The organism is Paraburkholderia sp. JPY419 (assembly GCF_050435705.1).
GTDB lineage: Bacteria > Pseudomonadota > Gammaproteobacteria > Burkholderiales > Burkholderiaceae > Paraburkholderia > Paraburkholderia youngii.
Genome location: NZ_JBNDKV010000002.1, coordinates 3,179,908 through 3,194,888, shown reverse-complemented (window position 1 = coordinate 3,194,888; position 14,981 = coordinate 3,179,908). Strand labels below are relative to the sequence as shown.

The 14,981-nt window shown below is 64.7% G+C and carries 9 protein-coding genes and 2 pseudogenes; 4 read left to right on the top strand and 7 right to left on the bottom strand.

The window, feature by feature from the left end:
• Nucleotides 1-94 precede the first annotated feature (94 nt).
• The 5 genes and pseudogenes from QFZ91_RS20920 to QFZ91_RS20900 all read right to left on the bottom strand — a co-directional run bounded on the left by QFZ91_RS20920 (nt 95) and on the right by QFZ91_RS20900 (nt 6,643).
• Nucleotides 95-874 carry an amino acid ABC transporter substrate-binding protein gene (locus QFZ91_RS20920; protein ID WP_429568294.1) on the bottom strand — a complete coding sequence of 260 codons (780 nt, stop codon included), beginning with the start codon at nt 872-874 and terminating at the stop codon, nt 95-97.
• Nucleotides 875-1,021: 147 nt separating this feature from the next.
• Nucleotides 1,022-2,261 (bottom strand): annotated as a pseudogene (boxA, locus tag QFZ91_RS20915) (benzoyl-CoA 2,3-epoxidase subunit BoxA).
• Between the two features lie 61 nt (nt 2,262-2,322).
• A complete protein-coding gene (gene boxB / locus QFZ91_RS20910; RefSeq protein WP_429568293.1) occupies nt 2,323-3,750 on the bottom strand; it encodes a benzoyl-CoA 2,3-epoxidase subunit BoxB in 1,428 nt (475 codons plus the stop codon).
• A 97-nt stretch (nt 3,751-3,847) separates the two neighbouring features.
• On the bottom strand, nt 3,848-5,527 hold the full coding sequence (gene boxC, locus QFZ91_RS20905) for a 2,3-epoxybenzoyl-CoA dihydrolase (RefSeq protein WP_429568292.1): 1,680 nt from the start codon (nt 5,525-5,527) through the stop codon (nt 3,848-3,850).
• Between the two features lie 114 nt (nt 5,528-5,641).
• Nucleotides 5,642-6,643: a helix-turn-helix transcriptional regulator gene (locus tag QFZ91_RS20900; RefSeq protein ID WP_429568291.1), complete on the bottom strand. Its 1,002-nt coding sequence runs from the start codon at nt 6,641-6,643 to the stop codon at nt 5,642-5,644.
• A gap of 231 nt (nt 6,644-6,874) precedes the next feature.
• Here QFZ91_RS20900 and QFZ91_RS20895 point away from each other — a divergent pair, with 231 nt between their 5' ends.
• The 4 genes and pseudogenes from QFZ91_RS20895 to QFZ91_RS20880 all read left to right on the top strand — a co-directional run bounded on the left by QFZ91_RS20895 (nt 6,875) and on the right by QFZ91_RS20880 (nt 12,549).
• A complete protein-coding gene (locus QFZ91_RS20895) occupies nt 6,875-7,342 on the top strand; it encodes a DUF4863 family protein (RefSeq protein WP_429568290.1) in 468 nt (155 codons plus the stop codon).
• Between the two features lie 73 nt (nt 7,343-7,415).
• Nucleotides 7,416-9,005, top strand: a complete 1,590-nt coding sequence (locus QFZ91_RS20890; RefSeq protein WP_429568289.1) for a benzoate-CoA ligase family protein — start codon at nt 7,416-7,418, stop codon at nt 9,003-9,005.
• A gap of 11 nt (nt 9,006-9,016) precedes the next feature.
• Nucleotides 9,017-9,874: pseudogene (locus tag QFZ91_RS20885) on the top strand (alpha/beta fold hydrolase); the annotation flags it as partial.
• A gap of 557 nt (nt 9,875-10,431) precedes the next feature.
• Nucleotides 10,432-12,549, top strand: coding sequence for a phosphocholine-specific phospholipase C (locus tag QFZ91_RS20880; protein WP_429568288.1), 2,118 nt, complete (start codon nt 10,432-10,434; stop codon nt 12,547-12,549).
• A gap of 110 nt (nt 12,550-12,659) precedes the next feature.
• Here the strand turns inward: QFZ91_RS20880 and QFZ91_RS20875 are convergent, their stop codons facing one another.
• Both QFZ91_RS20875 and QFZ91_RS20870 read right to left on the bottom strand, forming a co-directional pair.
• Nucleotides 12,660-13,040: a DUF5594 family protein gene (locus tag QFZ91_RS20875; RefSeq protein WP_176368078.1), complete on the bottom strand. Its 381-nt coding sequence runs from the start codon at nt 13,038-13,040 to the stop codon at nt 12,660-12,662.
• A gap of 49 nt (nt 13,041-13,089) precedes the next feature.
• Nucleotides 13,090-14,766 carry an acyl-CoA synthetase gene (locus tag QFZ91_RS20870; protein WP_429568287.1) on the bottom strand — a complete coding sequence of 559 codons (1,677 nt, stop codon included), beginning with the start codon at nt 14,764-14,766 and terminating at the stop codon, nt 13,090-13,092.
• Nucleotides 14,767-14,981: the final 215 nt, after the last annotated feature.

Genomic DNA, 14,981 nt, shown 5'->3' with positions numbered 1-14,981 from the left:
ATGTTCAACGGGCTGATGGCAATGAAGAAGGGGCGTCTCGACGACGCCCCTTCTTTTTTGACGTGAATATATCCGCGTCAAAGTCGGCCGAGGTTCACTGAAACACGTCCCGGCCGAAGTACTTCAGCGAAATCCGCTGATAGGTACCGTCTTTTCGCATACGGGCGAGCGCGTCGTCGATCGCGACGCGCAGCTTCGGATTGCCCTTGCGGATCAGTACCGCCGACTTGTCGCTGCTATCGGGCGACGTATCGACCGCGACGACCTTGATCCTCGCGTCGGGCACGCGCTTCTTATAGTCGAGAAACGACAATGAATCGTTGACGGTCGCATCGACGCGGCCCGTGACGAGCAGATCGATCGATTCGTCGAAGCCCTGCGCCGGAATCACTTGCGCGCCGTGCGCGGCCGCGATCCTGCCGACGTTGCTGGTCAGCGTATTGGCCGACTTGCGGCCGTTCAGGTCATCGAAAGATTTGATCGTCGTGTTGTCCGAGGCGACGATCAGCACCGCGTGCGACGTGATGTACGGGTCCGAGTAATCGTATTTGAGCTTGCGCTCGTCGGTGATCGCGACCTCGTTGATCACCGCGTCGTAGCGATCGACGTCGAGACCGGCGATCAACCCATCCCATCTGGCTTCGATGAATAGCGGCTTGACCCCGAGACGCTGCGCAATCGCGCGGGCGAGTTCGACGTCGAAGCCGGTCAGCTTGCCCGTGTCGTCGTGATAAGTGAACGGTGCGTACGTGCCTTCGGTGCCGATCCGGAACACGCCCGATGCCTTGATCTGCGCGAGGTCGTCGGCGCTCGCCGGATGCGCCAGCACGGCCTGCAATAGCGCGAGCATCGCGAGTGAACGAATCGGCTTCATCGGACGGCTCCGTCTGAGTGGCTGCGGGGGTGGCGGCCTGCCGCGTTCGGCGAGGGGACGCCGGCGCGCGGCCGACTGCGTGGGCCGACTGTAGCAAACCGTCCGCGATTTTCAAAATGATTCGCGCGCGATCAGTGCGTCAGTACGTCAGTACGTTTCCAGATGCAGCCGCCCTTCCCGCTTCAGCTTCGCCCACAACGCTTCCCAATCGAGCTGAAGCTGCTCGCCGATGTCCTTGAGCGCCTGCAGCACACCGTCCTCCATGCCCTTGAGACCGCACACGTAGATATAGGTGTTGTCGTCTTTCAGCAGGTTCGCAACGTCGGCCGAACGTTCGCGCATCGCATCCTGCACGTAGCGCTTCGGCTGTCCCGGCGTGCGCGAAAACGCGAGCGTGGTGTCGATGAAATCCTTCGGCAGATTCGTCAGCGGTCCGAAGTACGGCAGCTCCTCCTTGGTGCGCGCGCCGAAGAACAGCATCAGCTTGCCGGTCGCGCCTTTGAGGCGCTTGCGCCGGCGGTACTCGGTCATCGCGCGCATCGGCGCGGAACCGGTGCCCGTGCAGATCATCAGCAGATGCGAGTTCGGATGATTCGGCATCAGGAAGGTGCTGCCGAACGGACCGATCACGTTGACGACGTCGCCCTTCTTCAGATCGCACAGATAGTTCGAACAGACGCCGTCGATCGCGTCGCCGTGCTGCTGCGACACGCGCTTCACAGTGAGCGACACGTTGTTATAGCCGGGCCGCTCGCCATCGCGCGGACTCGCGATCGAGTACTGGCGCGCGTGGTGCACGCGGCCGTCGGCGGCGGTGCCCGGTGGCAGAATGCCGATCGACTGGCCTTCGAGCACCGGAAACGGCATCGAGCCGAAGTCGAGCACGATGTGATGGATGTCGCTCGACGTCGCACTGTCGGTGAGCCGGTAGTTGCCGACCACCGTCGCGGTGGTCGGCGCCTTGTGCGTGTACAGATTCACGTACGGCTTCGCGGCCGGACCACGGCGGCACGACCGCGCCGCGCACGGTATCCACTTCGAGGCCGTCCGCTTCGTCGGAACTGTCGCCCGCGGCGGACGCGGCCGCCTTTTCTTCAGCCGGCACCGCCATCGTGTTCTGCTCCGGCAGCACGTCCCATGTAAACTGCTCGTCGATCGAATACGCGTCGGCCTTCAGCACCGTGCGCCAGTTGTCGATCGCGCCGGTCGGACACGGCGGCACGCAGGCCATGCAGCCGTTGCAGACATCGGCCTTCACGACGTAGTTGTTGTCGTCATGCGTGATCGCATCGATCGGACAGGTCTCTTCGCAGGTGTTGCAGCGAATGCAGATCTCCGGATCGATCAGATGTTGCCGCAGCACTTCGACCGATACTAGGCCGTTCATGATTTCCTCCACCTGGCAATGCGGCGCTTGCGTGGCGCGCCTTTCGTGCGCTTCGCCGGCTTCAGTTGAAGCGCACGTATTCGAAATCGACCGGCTGACGGTTCACACCCATCGCGGGCGGCGCGATCCAGTTCGCGAACTTGCCCGGCTCGGTCACGCGACCCATCAGCGAAGCGACGAACGCGCGATCTTCCGGCGTGGCGAGCCACTTCGCTTCGTTGGCGGCCCATTCGGCTTCGCTGATGACGCGCCCATCGGGCGACACGCGCGTGCCCGCGAACGTGCCGATCTGCCGGTTGAACGCCTTGTGCGGCACCGTCATGCGAAAGTCGATGCCGGCCTTCTCGAGCACCTTGTTCCAGCGCCCGACGCCCGCGACCGAGTCCTTGATGTAATCGTCGCGCAGCACTTCGTTCATCGCGTTGAGCATCGGCACTTCGCGCTCGACGAGCTTGCCGTCCTGCACGTCGAGCAGCTTGTAGCTATGCTCGTTCAGGCGATGATCGTCGTCGCGCTTGCCTTCCTCGTAGCGCCCCTTCAGGCCCGAGCTATAGAACGTCGCCGCGTTCGACGAATGATCGGCACCGAACAGGTCGATCGTGACCGAGTAATGGAAGTTCAGATAGCGCTGGACGGTCGGCAGATCGATCACGCCGGCCGCGCGGATCTTCGCGACGTCGTCGGTGCCGAGCTCATTCATCACCTGCGCGGTGCGCTGGATCACGCGCGACACGCCCGACTCGCCGACGAACATATGATGCGCTTCCTCGGTCAGCATGAACTTCGTGGTGCGCGCGAGCGGATCGAAGCCCGACTCCGCGAGCGCCGACAGCTGGAACTTGCCGTCGCGGTCGGTGAAGTACGTGAACATGTAGAACGCGAGCCAGTCCGGCGTTTTCTCGTTGAACGCGCCGAGAATGCGCGGATTGTCGTCGTCACCCGAGCGGCGGCCGAGCAAGGCTTCGGCTTCCTCACGACCGTCGCGGCCGAAGTAGCGATGCAGCAGATACACCATCGCCCACAGATGACGGCCTTCCTCGACGTTGACCTGGAACAGGTTGCGCAGATCGTACAGCGACGGCGCGGTCAAGCCGAGGTGACGCTGCTGCTCGACCGAAGCCGGCTCGGTATCGCCCTGCGTGACGATGATGCGGCGCAGGTTCGCACGATGCTCGCCGGGCACGTCCTGCCACGCGGCTTCGCCCTTGTGCTCGCCGAAGTGGATCTTGCGATCCTGCTCGCCCGGCGTGAGGAAAATGCCCCAGCGGTACTCCGGCATTTTCACGTAGTCGAAATGCGCCCAGCCGCCCGCGTCGACGCTGACCGCGGTGCGCAGATACACGTCGTAGCTGTGCGAGCCTTCCGGGCCCATATCGCCCCACCACGACAGAAAGTTGGGCTGCCATTGTTCGAGCGCGCGCTGCAGCGCGCGGTCGTCGGCGAGGTTGACGTTGTTCGGAATCTTTTCGCTGTAGTTGATCGAGGACATGGTCGGTTCCCTGGGTCGATTCCCTGTTCGGAAGCTGCAGTGCGAAAGGCGCGTATCGGCAGGCGGCGTCGTTTAGTCGGTGCGAGCGCGATGCCGATTACACGCGCGACACATCGAATTGCGCCTTGCTGCCCTTGCCGTACACCTTGAGCGCACCCTTGTCGCCCACTGCGTTCGGCCGGTTGAAGATCCAGTTCTGCCAGGCGGTGAGACGGCCGAAGATGCGCGTCTCCATCGTCTCCGGCCCGTTGAAGCGCAGATTCGCTTCGAGGCCGGTCAATGCATCGGGCGACATCGCCGCGCGCTCTTCGAGCCCGATGCGGATTTCGTCGGCCCAATCGATATCGTCCGGCGACGCGGTGACGAGACCGAGGCGCTCGGCGTCCAGCGCCTTGACCGGCTGGCGCATCAGCGCGCGCACCGCGTCGAGCGGCTCGGCTTCCTCGTAGAAGCGCCGCGCGAGCCGCGATTGATGCGTGACCATCGGATACAGACCGAAGTTGACTTCCGACAGCGTGATCGACGGCTCCTCGTCCTCGTTGTCGGGCAGCGCCGCCATGTAGGTGCGATCGGCAGCGAACGCGAGTTCGGCGAACGTGCCGGCGAAGCACGAACCCGGCTCGATCAGCGTGAAGATGGAACGCGACGACACGTCGAGGCGCGCGAACGTGCGGCGCAGCATGCCGATCGTTTCGCGCACGAACCAGTGATCCTTGTGCCGCAGCAACGTCGCATCGACGGCGAGCAGATGGCGCGCGTCGCCTTCGGTCTTGAACACCCAGGTGCCGATGTCGAGCGCGTTGGTGCGCATCGACAGGATCGCGTCGTCGAGTTCACGGGCGAATTGCAGCGGCCACCAGTTGGCGCCGGCCGCGACGATCGCGGCGAGGTCGGTCGGTTGCTCGGTGCGCGGCGCGCGCGCGGTGAAGGTCGCCACACGTTTCGCGTGATCGATGGTCACGTCTACGGTTTGATAGCCGAGGCCGTCTTCGCGATCCGTGCGTTCGATGCGCGTGAGCGCGACGCCCTTGGCATCGGCCGGACGATCGCTGTGCGCGCCGAGTTCGAGCGCGCGCGCCTGAATCGCCTGCTCGAACTGGTTGGGCTTCACGACTTCGTCGACGAGACGCCATGCCTTCGCACGCTCGCCACGCACACCCTCGACCACCGTGCAGAAAATATCCGCGCGATCGTGGCGCACCTTGCGTTTATCGGTCACGCGCGTGAGACCGCCGGTGCCGGGCAGCACGCCGAGCAGTGGCACTTCCGGCAGTGACACCGAAGAGGAACGATCGTCGATCAGATAGATTTCGTCGCAGGCGAGCGCAAGCTCATAACCGCCGCCCGCGCATGCGCCGTTCACCGCGGCGAGGAACTTCAGCCCCGAATGGCGCGACGAATCTTCGAGCCCGTTGCGCGTTTCGTTCGTGAACTTGCAGAAGTTGACCTTCCAGGCGTGCGACGACAGCCCCAGCATGAAGATATTCGCGCCCGAGCAGAACACCCGGTCCTTCAGGCTCGTCACCACCACCGTGCGGACTTCCGGATGCTCGAAGCGAATCCGCTGGATCGCATCGTGCAGCTCGATGTCGACGCCGAGGTCGTACGAATTGAGCTTCAGCTTGTAGCCGCCACGAATGCCGCCGTCCTCGGCGATGTCGATGCCGAGCGTCGCAACCGGGCCGTTGAAGCTCAGCTTCCAGTGCTTGTACTGCGACGGCTCGGTGCGGTAGTCGACCGGCGCGGCCTCGGCAACGACGGTAGGTGCTGTGGACATGGGGCGTCTCCTGACTGGACGATGCAAACTGTTTTTTGAACAATAGTGCATCAACATACCAGCGTAAAGCACTTTAGTGCACTTTTACGGGGAAACCCTGGCGCTCCCGATCGGTCAGTTGAGGCGCGCTTCGTCGGGCGCTTCCGCCGCGAGACGCGCGGCGAGACGGTCGCGCAATTGCAGGTACGCATCGGCGAGCGTCTTTTCGCTGGTGTCGAACGTCATGTCGGCACGCCCGTACAGCTCCGCGCGCCCGGCAAGGATGCGTTTCAGGTCGTCCATCGCCTCGCGGTTGCCGGACATCGGCCGCAGATCGCCTTGCGCGACGACGCGGCGCATATGTTCTTCGGGCGTCGCCTGCAACCACACGGTGAAGCAGTGCGACAGCAGCACGTTGAACGTGCCCGATTCCGACACGAGCCCGCCCGGCGACGCGATCACCGCGCGCGAATGTTCGTGGATCACCGCCTCTAGCGCGCGCTGCTCGTAGCGTCGATACGCGCTCGCGCCGTACAGCGAATGAATCTCCGACGGCGGACAACCGGCGAGCTGCTCGATCACGCGCGTGAGCTCGATGAACGGCACCTTGCGCTCCTGCGCGAGCATGCGTCCGAGCGTCGACTTGCCCGCGCCGCGCAGACCGATCAGCGCAATGCGGTCCTTCCGGTGCGGGTCGCGCGGCGCCTGCGCGAACATCTCCGCGAGAGCGATGCGCGCGCGCTGCAGCGCCGCCTGGTCGCGCCCCTGCAGCAGTTCGCGAATCAGCAGCCATTCGGCGGACGCAGTGGTTTCGTCGCCGATCACCTCGGCGAGCGGACAGTTCAGCGCGGCCGCGAGCTGCCGCAGCACCAGCACCGACGCATTGCCTACGCCCGATTCGAGATTCGCCAGATGCCGCTCCGACAAGCCGGTTTCGGCCGCCAGCGTCTTGCGTGTCATGCCACGGCGCGCGCGCAGCAAACGCACGCGCTCGCCCATCGCGGTCAGGAACGGGTCGCGTTCTTCGCGCTCGCCGCCGCGTTCGGCCGCGCGGTCACCTGCGCGCTCGAGGCGTTCGGCGCAGGCCGCTTCGTCATCGGCTTCATTCAACGGTGCGGGAGGGTACTTTTGGTTCATGTTTTGCGACCTCTTGACTACGATATATGTACTATAGTGCTTGACACGCAGCAGGTGAACGATTTAATTTTCGCCAAAAGCTGATCCAATCACAAACACAGTCGCGCGCCGCCCTTGTATTCCGGCCGCGTCATGGAGACGGCGCCGCACCACGCATGCACCAAAGTTCCGGGGGCCGGCCATCCGGGGGCCGGCCGTCCGGCCTGCGTGAGCGCGCTTCTGGAGGCTCGCATGTCCGCACAGGAATTCCAGCGCCTGATCGCAGGCGTCACTGGGCAACTCGCCGGGCGGCCGCTCGACGCCGCGCTCGCCGACTGGCTGAACGACACCTGGCCCGCCGACAGTCCCACCTTTCACGAACTCGCGAACGCATGCCGCACAGGCGTCGCCGAAGGCTGGCTGTGCAACCGCGGGGCCGGCGGCATCCGCTACGGCCGCATCTTCAAGGCGCTGCCCGACACGCACGGCTTTTCCGTCGACGTAGTCGACATGCGGGACATTGCCGGTCCGCACCACGTCCATCCGCACGGCGAGATCGATCTGATCATGCCGCTCACCGAAGGCGCGACGTTCGACGGCCATCCGGCCGGCTGGTGCGTGTATGGCCCCGGCTCCGCGCATCGGCCGACCGTCGCGAACGGCCAGGCGCTGGTGCTGTATCTGCTGCCGCAAGGGGCGATCGAATTCACGCGCGCGTGAGACGCGAGCGGCAAGCATCGAGCGGATCACGAGCAGACAAAAGCCGGACCGCATCCACGGACGGAGGAGACATATGGAAGCCCTGCTGGAAACGGGCGCGCGCGAGCCGGTTGCGCCGCCGCCCCCGCTGTTCAACTTCGCGAGGCATCTGTTCCAGCTGAACGAAGCGCGCGCGAGCAAGTTCGCTTATATCGACGACCACGGCGCGACGACCTACGGCGAACTCGAACAGCGCGCGCGGCGCTGCGCCAGCGCGCTGCGTGCGCTCGGCGTGCATCCCGAGGAGCGCGTGCTGCTCGTGATGCTCGACACCGTATCGTTGCCGGTCGCGTTTCTCGGCGCGCTGTACGCCGGCATCGTGCCGGTCGTCGCGAACACGCTGCTGACCGCCGCCGACTATACGTACATGCTGACGCACAGCCATGCGCGCGCGGTGATCGTGTCGGAACCGTTGCTATCCAACGTGACGCAGGCGCTGAGCAGCATCGACGACGACGGCTGCAAGCTGATCGTCTCGCAGCCAGATGCTGCCACCGGAAAGCCGCTCACGGCGCCCCGCTTCGAAACGCTGCTCGACGCTGCACCGCCCGCCGTCAAAGGCTGCGCGAGCAACGCGGACGACATCGCCTTCTGGCTCTATTCGTCGGGCTCGACCGGCAAGCCGAAAGGCACCGTCCACACGCACGCGAATCTGTACTGGACCGCCGAGCTGTATGCGAAGCCGGTGCTCGGCATCGTCGAGAGCGACGTGGTGTTTTCGGCGGCGAAGCTGTTCTTTGCGTATGGGCTCGGCAACGCGCTGACGTTTCCGCTGTCGGTCGGCGCGACCGCGATCCTGATGGCCGAGCGCCCGACCGCCGACGCGATCTTCGCGCGCCTCGTCAAGCAGCGCCCGACCGTGTTCTGCGGCGTGCCGACCTTGTACGCGAACATGCTGGTGTCGCCCAATCTGCCCGCGCGCGCCGACGTCGCGATCCGCGTGTGTGCGTCGGCCGGCGAGGCGTTGCCGCGCGATGTCGGCGAACGCTTCACCGCGCACTTCGGTGCTGAGATTCTCGATGGCATCGGCTCGACGGAAATGCTGCACATCTTCCTGTCGAATCGCGCGGGCGAAGTCGAATACGGCACGACCGGACGCCCTGTGCCGGGCTACGAAGTCGAGTTGCGCGACGAGGCCGGGCGGCCGGTGCCCGATGGCGAAGTCGGCGATCTGTTCATCAAGGGGCCGAGCGCGGCGCTGATGTACTGGAGCAATCGCGAGAAAACGCGCGCGACGTTTCTCGGCGAATGGATCAGAAGCGGCGACAAGTATCGGCGTCTCGCGAACGGCTGTTATGTTTACGCGGGCCGCAGCGACGACATGCTGAAAGTAAGCGGCCAGTATGTGTCGCCAATCGAGGTCGAAATGGTGCTCGTCGCGCATCCGGCGGTGCTCGAAGCGGCGGTGGTCGGCGTCGATCATGGCGGACTCGTGAAGACGCGCGCGTTCGTCGTGCTCAAGCGCGACTTCATGCCGTCCGAGATGCTCGCCGACGAACTGAAGACCTTCGTCAAGGAACGGCTCGCGCCGCACAAGTACCCGCGCGATATCGTGTTCACCGACGATCTGCCGAAAACCGCCACCGGCAAGATTCAACGCTTCAAACTACGCGAACTGTCATAGGTGTTTCATTGATGCAGAACCGAAGTACCGCCCCTACCACTTCCTCCGCGGTTGCCGCGCGAGGTTTCGCCGAACTGCCGGCAACTGCGTCGCATGAGCCGCTGCGGATCGAGTACCGCTGGGTCAACGAGCAGGCGAATGCTCAACAGGACGATCCACCGATCGCGGTCTTCCTGCACGAAGGTCTCGGCTCGATCGCGATGTGGCGCGACTGGCCACAGACGTTGTGCGAGCGGCTCGGCATGCGCGGGCTCGTCTATTCGCGGCCCGGCTACGGACTGTCGACACCGCGTGCGCCTGACGAGAAATGGCCGGTCGATTTCATGACCGCGCAGGCGCGCGACATTCTACCCGCCTTGCTCGACGCGCTCGATATCGACTTGCGGCAACGCCAGCGCATGTGGGTGATCGGCCATAGCGACGGCGGCTCGATCGCGCTGCTGTACGCGGCGCTGTATCCGGATGCCCTGGCGGGCGCGATCGTAATCGCACCGCACGTCTTCGTCGAAGACATCTCGGTGCGAACCATCGCCCAGACGAAGCAACTTTACGAAAGCACCGATCTGCGCGCGAAGCTCGCCCCCTACCATGCCGACGTCGATTCCGCGTTCTACGGCTGGAACGATATCTGGCTCGATCCCGGGTTCAGGCAGTGGTCGATCGTCGAGGCGCTCGCGCCGATCCGCCGACCGCTGCTCGCGATCCAGGGCCATGACGACAACTACGGCACGATGGCGCAGATCGACACGATCGCCGCCCGCGTGCCGCATGCACAACTCGTGAAGCTCGACGCATGCGGACACTCTCCTCATCGCGATGCGCCCGGGGCGCTCAACGATGCGATCGCTGCGTTCGTTCGCGCGCAGCGCGATAAGCGGCGCCCTGGCTGTTACCGATACTTCATAAAAATTACACGGATCGGCGATTATGCTTGCGCATCGCTGACCTCGGCACATCGATGGCGAGGCATCCCTTCCTCGCCCGGAGACAGTGCCATGCCTTTCGTGTCGAAGCCGATTCGTGCGCCGCGCCGCAAACGTTTGACCGGCGCCGTGGCGGTCATCGCGCTGTGCGCGCTAGCGGGAGCATGCAGCAACGACGACCCGCCCCCGAGCACGAATACGATCAGTTCAACGGAACATTCCGCCGCTAACCCCGGCGCCCCATCGATCGCCCCGCCGTCGGCCGACTCCGCGCCGCCGATGCTGACGATCCAGACACCGGCGGCACCGGCATCCGAAGCCGGCACGGCGCTGTCCGCCGCTGCGCCGCCGCTTGCCCGCCCCGTCATCCATACCGTCGATTGAGAATTGCGCCGCGCGCGAAAGACCAGCCTGACTTCGCGCGTCCGGCGCAGCATTGCCGTTTCAGCACCGCAATTCGTCTTCCCGTGCCTTTTCCTCCACCGAAGATCAAAGCCACAACCATGACCTCAACAAATCGCCGTGATTTTCTGCGCTCGGCCGCGCAAGCCGCCGGTTCCTTTACCGCGTTGAGCATGCTGCCGCCCGGCATCCGCAATGCGCTCGCGATTCCGGCCAACAACCGCACCGGCACGATCCGCGACGTCGAGCACATCGTCGTGCTGATGCAGGAGAACCGCTCGTTCGACCACTACTTCGGCACGCTCAAGGGCGTGCGGGGCTTCGGCGACACGCGCGCGATCAACCTCGCGAATGGCCAGCCGGTGTTGTATCAGCCGCTCACAACCGATACCACCGGCGCCAGCTACGTGCTGCCGTTCCGTCCGAGCGCGCCGAATCTCGGCCTGCAATTCCTGCAGGATCTCGCTCACGACTGGGGCACCACGCACGCCGCATGGAACGGCGGCCGCAACGATCAATGGGTACCGTCGAAAGGCGCGACCACGATGGCCTACCTGACGCGCGACGACATCCCGTTCCACTATCAGCTCGCCGACGCATTCACGATCTGCGACGCGTACCACTGCTCGCTGATGGGTCCGACCGATCCGAACCGCTACTACATGTGGAGCGGCTGGGTCGGCAACGACGGCAGCGGCGGCGGTCCGGTGATCGACAATTCGGAGCTCGGCTACGGCTGGTCGACCTTCCCCGAAGTGCTGCAGAACGCGGGCATCTCCTGGAAGATCTATCAGGACATCGGCACCGGGCTCGACGCCAACGGCTCCTGGGGCTGGACGCAGAACGCGTACATCGGCAACTACGGCGACAACTCGCTGCTCTATTTCAACCAGTATCGCAACGCGCAGCCCGGCAACCCGCTGTATGACAACGCGCGTACCGGCACCAACGCGGCGAACGGCGACGGCTACTTCGACATCCTGAAGCGCGACGTGCAAAACGGCACGCTGCCGCAGGTGTCGTGGATCGTCGCGCCCGAAGCGTACAGCGAACACCCGAACTGGCCGACCAACTACGGCGCGTGGTACATCGACCAGGTGCTGCAGGTCCTCACGTCGAACCCGGACGTGTGGAGCAAGACCGTGCTGCTGATCAACTACGACGAAAACGACGGCTTCTTCGATCACATCGCCGCGCCGTTCGCGGCCGCATCGAGCGCAAACGGTCTGTCGACCGTCGATATCGCGAATGAAATCTATGCGGGCGATCCGAAGAACGCCGCCGGGCCGTACGGGCTCGGACCGCGCGTGCCGATGCTGGTGGTGTCGCCGTGGTCCAAAGGCGGCTACGTGTGCTCCGAAGTGTTCGACCACTCGTCGGTGATCCGCTTCATCGAAAAGCGCTTCGGCCACCGGCACAATCTCGGCGAATCGAACATCACGCCGTGGCGTCGCGCAGTGTGCGGCGATCTGACCTCCGCGTTCAATTTCGCGAATCCGAACGCGTCGGTGCCGTCGCTGCCGAGCACGAGCGGCTACGTGCCGCCCGACCGGAACCGTCACCCGGACTACGTGCCGCAAACGCCGACGGTGCAGACGGTGCCGAAGCAGGAAGCGGGCGTGCGCCCGGCACGCGCGCTGCCGTATGAACTGTTCGTGCGCGTCGACGAAGGCTCGAACGGCAAGCTGACGATCCGCTTCGTCAACACCGGCCGCGCGGGCGCGGTGTTCCTCGTGTACGCGGCCAATAGCGCCGACGCGCCGCGCAGCTATACCGTCGAAGCGGGCAAGCATCTACAGGACACGCTGATGCTCAACGCCGATGGCAGCTACGACTTCAGCGTGCACGGACCGAATGGGTTTCTGCGCCGCTTCGCGGGCAAAGTGGTCGCGCGTAACGGGTGGAATGGTTCGGACACCGCACGGCCGGCCGTCGTCGAAGGCTACGATGTCGCGAACGGCAATCTGCAACTGCGGCTCGAGAACGTCGGCAGCGCGCGGTGCCAGTTCACGATCGTCAACGCGTACGACAAGGACCATGTGATCAAGCATTCGGTGCGCGGCGGCGACACCGACAATCTGTACCTCGATCTGCGCAAAGCATACGGCTGGTACGATCTCGCGATCACCGTCGATACGGACCCGACGTTTGCCCGCCGCATCGCCGGTCACGTCGAGACGGGCAATGACAGCAGCAGCGATCCGGCGCTGGGCGGCTGAACGTCGCTGTCACCCAACGCTGTAAAAGCAACGGCCGCTGGCTCTTCGAGCGCAGCGGCCGTTTTTTATCCAGCTATCTCGAGCGCAAACCCGCAAACGCGCGCGAGCGTCTACGCTTCGAAATCGAGCCCGCCGATCAACGTAACGGGCTCACCCTGCGTGTGCGTGGAGAAATCGAGTTCGCGCGCCTGGGTCCACGCGTTGAGCTTGCGCGGCAACGCGGCCAGATATCTGGCGAAACGCGTCGCGCCTTGCTCGCCCATCAGTCTTTCTATTTCATCGCTGTCCCAGGTCAGATACAGATTCAATGGATGCGGGTAATGACCGAGTTCATCGAGCGGCGTTGCGTGAATCCGCACGCGGGTGGGCTGCCCCGGTTCGCCATGCGGCAGCACGTCGGTGTGAACGGTCTTCGCGACACACGCGGCGATCGCCTCGGCAATGCGCGGCGCGAACTCCTGGTCGAAACGAATTGCACTCTCGGGGCGCATTCCATGTCTCCGCTGTAATTCTCATCGTGGGTGGATCATCGTAGCAGACTCAGTTTTTCGCCGGCGGGATCGCGTCCGGGTCGTGCGCGCCGCTCTGCCCCAGCGCCTCGCGCAGCGCCTTGCGGATCACCTTGCCGGTGGCCGTCATCGGCAGACTTTCGACGAAGCGAATCTCGCGCGGATATTCGTGCGCAGCCAGTCGCGTCTTTACGTGCTGCTGGATCTCGCGCACCAGCGCATCGTCGCCGACGAAGCCCGCTTTCAGCACGACGAACGCCATCACGATTTCGGTGCGGTCGCGATCGGGCGCGCCGACCACGGCGGCCATCGCGACGGCCGGATGACGCAGCAGCGAATCCTCGATCGACGCGGGCCCGATCCGGTAGCCGGCGCTCGTGATCACGTCGTCGCCGCGGCCGACGAAGCGGATGAAGCCGTCCGCGTCGCGCGTGCCGAGATCGCCGGTCAGCAGAAACTTGCCGCGGAATTTCTCGCGCGTCGCCGCCTCGTTGCGCCAGTAGCCGACAAACATCACCGGATCGGGCGCGGCCACCGCGATTTCGCCGATCGCGCCGGGCGGTAGTTCGTTGCCGGCGGCATCGACGATCGCGACATGGTGCCCCGGCACCGCGCGCCCGATCGCGCCGAAGCGCGGCTCGAACAGCGCCGCGCACGACGACACCACGACGTTGCACTCGGTCTGCCCGTAGAACTCGTTGATCGTCACGCCGAGCGCATCGCGCCCCCAGCCGATCAGTTCCTCGCCAAGGGATTCGCCGCCGCTCGCGACCGATCGCAACGCGAGCCGCAGATGAGCGGGCCGCTCGACGCCGCGCATCATCTTCAGCGCGGTCGGCGGTAAAAACGCATGGGAGACCGCGTGACGCGCGAGCAGATCGAACGCGGCGTGGCCGTCGAATTTTGCAAAACGGCGCGCGAGCACCGCGACGCCGTGATGCCACGACGGCAGCAGCACATCGAACAGACCGCCGATCCACGCCCAGTCCGCGGGCGTCCACATCAGCGTCGCGTGCGCGGGAAAGCCCTGCTGCGACATCTCGACGCCGGGCAGATGGCCGAGCAACACGCGATGCCCGTGCAGCGCGCCCTTCGGTTTTCCGGTCGTGCCCGACGTATAGATGATGATCGCCGGATCGTCCGCGGCGGTATCGGCCGGCGTGAACTCAGCGGAAGCGCTATGCAACGCCTGCCAGAACGACCTCACGGGCGCGTCCGATGCTTCGTCATCCTGCTCGATATCGACGCTGAACACGTGTCGCAACTCCGGCAGCGCGCCGCGGATTTCGTCGATCTTTTGCACGCCGGCGTGATCGGTGATAAGTGCGACCGCACCGCTATCGCCGAGCCGATGCTCGATCGCGTCCACGCCGAACAGCGCGAACAACGGCACCGCGACCATGCCGGCCTTGTAGGCCGCGAGATGCGCGATGGCCGTTTCGATCGATTGCGACAGGAAGATGCCGACGCGCTCGCCGCGCCGTGCGCCCGCCGCGAGCAGCGCATTGGCGAAGCGGTCGGACAGGGCTTTCAGTTCGTCGAACGTATAGCGGGTCGCGCGGCCGTCGGCATCTTCGTAGATCAGCGCGAGACGCCCCGAGCCATCGGCCCACTTGTCGCATGCATCGACGCCGATGTTGTAGCGCGGTGGAATGCGCCACGTGAAATTGGCCGTGAGCGAATCGTAAGTCTCGCCGTCGAGGTTCATCGCGTCTCCTGAATATCGTCGCTATCGCTGCATGGAGTAATGCATGGCCCATTGCTTGCTGCTTCTGCGCGCGCATGGCCGGTGTTGCGCAGTTTAGCCCACGATCTTGCCGGTCCCGTTCGCCGCGTCGCCTTGCGCAATTGGCTTCGCCAAATACGACATAGTCCTGCCAATAATCGCCCGCCCGTCGCGCTGAACTCAACGTTTTGCGACAA

Coding starts and splice junctions, on each gene's coding strand:
- QFZ91_RS20920 (WP_429568294.1), bottom strand. CDS start 874: ATGAAGCCGATTCGTTCACTCGCGATGCTCGCGCTATTGCAGGCCGTG.
- boxB (WP_429568293.1), bottom strand. CDS start 3,750: ATGTCCTCGATCAACTACAGCGAAAAGATTCCGAACAACGTCAACCTC.
- boxC (WP_429568292.1), bottom strand. CDS start 5,527: ATGTCCACAGCACCTACCGTCGTTGCCGAGGCCGCGCCGGTCGACTAC.
- QFZ91_RS20900 (WP_429568291.1), bottom strand. CDS start 6,643: ATGAACCAAAAGTACCCTCCCGCACCGTTGAATGAAGCCGATGACGAA.
- QFZ91_RS20895 (WP_429568290.1), top strand. CDS start 6,875: ATGTCCGCACAGGAATTCCAGCGCCTGATCGCAGGCGTCACTGGGCAA.
- QFZ91_RS20890 (WP_429568289.1), top strand. CDS start 7,416: ATGGAAGCCCTGCTGGAAACGGGCGCGCGCGAGCCGGTTGCGCCGCCG.
- QFZ91_RS20880 (WP_429568288.1), top strand. CDS start 10,432: ATGACCTCAACAAATCGCCGTGATTTTCTGCGCTCGGCCGCGCAAGCC.
- QFZ91_RS20875 (WP_176368078.1), bottom strand. CDS start 13,040: ATGCGCCCCGAGAGTGCAATTCGTTTCGACCAGGAGTTCGCGCCGCGC.
- QFZ91_RS20870 (WP_429568287.1), bottom strand. CDS start 14,766: ATGAACCTCGACGGCGAGACTTACGATTCGCTCACGGCCAATTTCACG.